We start from the raw sequence: 798 nt of genomic DNA, 5'->3' as shown, positions 1-798 counted from the left end.
TCGTAGGCGTTGCTGAAAAAATTGGCGATGCTACCCAGGAGCAGGTTGGCGTTGGAAACGCCCGCGGCCGTCAGCACAGGTAGGTCCGCTGCGCTGACGACGTTGTTCTGCAGGGCGAGGCGGTCGTCGATCTCGATCGAGTAGTAGTCCAGCGTAATGCTGGTGGTGGGATTCGGCGAGGCCACCAGGCCGAACGTGAGGCTGCTCGATTCCTCCGGCTCGAGCGCAATGGAGCCCAACGCGATCGCGACCGGATGATCGACCGGATAGACCCCGCTCGGAATCAGGTTGCCGCTGGCGTCCGCACTGGTGGTGACGTTCAGGGTGTTGACCTGACCCGGTGTCGGCGCCCGGAAACCGGTGTTGGCGGTCCCTCTCACAGCGAACTTGTCGGTCACGTCGACGCGCCCGGAGATCTTCCAGTCGAAGGTCGAACCGAAGACGTCGTAGTCTTCAAAGCGCAGGGCGAGACCGCCCGAGAGGCGGTCGGTAAAGTCGGCTTCCAGGTCCAGATAGGCGGCGAAGCTCTCGCTGCTGAAGCTACCGGCCGACTCGGTCGGAAATCCCTGGAAACCGTCGGAGCCGACCCCGAAGATCGCCGCGGTGGGACCGGCCTCGATCGATGCGGGATCACCCGCGCCGATCTTGTACGTTTCGTCTCGGTATTCGAATCCGAAGGCCAGGTTCAGCGGCGAGACCAGTGAACCGACTTCGAAGGGCTTGACGAAATCCGCGGTGAAGCCGGTCTCCTCCTGGGTCAGGGTGCCGGGATTGAAGGACGTCGGCGAGAGACCGCCC

The 798-nt window shown here is 63.5% G+C and carries 1 protein-coding gene; it reads right to left on the bottom strand.

What is annotated here, in order from left to right:
* The coding region (locus GY769_13635; protein MCP4202959.1) for a TonB-dependent receptor at nt 1–798 on the bottom strand (798 nt) is incomplete at both ends.

The organism is bacterium (genome assembly GCA_024224155.1).
Lineage (GTDB): Bacteria > Acidobacteriota > Thermoanaerobaculia > Multivoradales > JAHEKO01 > CALZIK01.
Note: the sequence above shows the minus strand (reverse complement) of the source record. Positions and strands in the feature narration are given on the sequence as shown.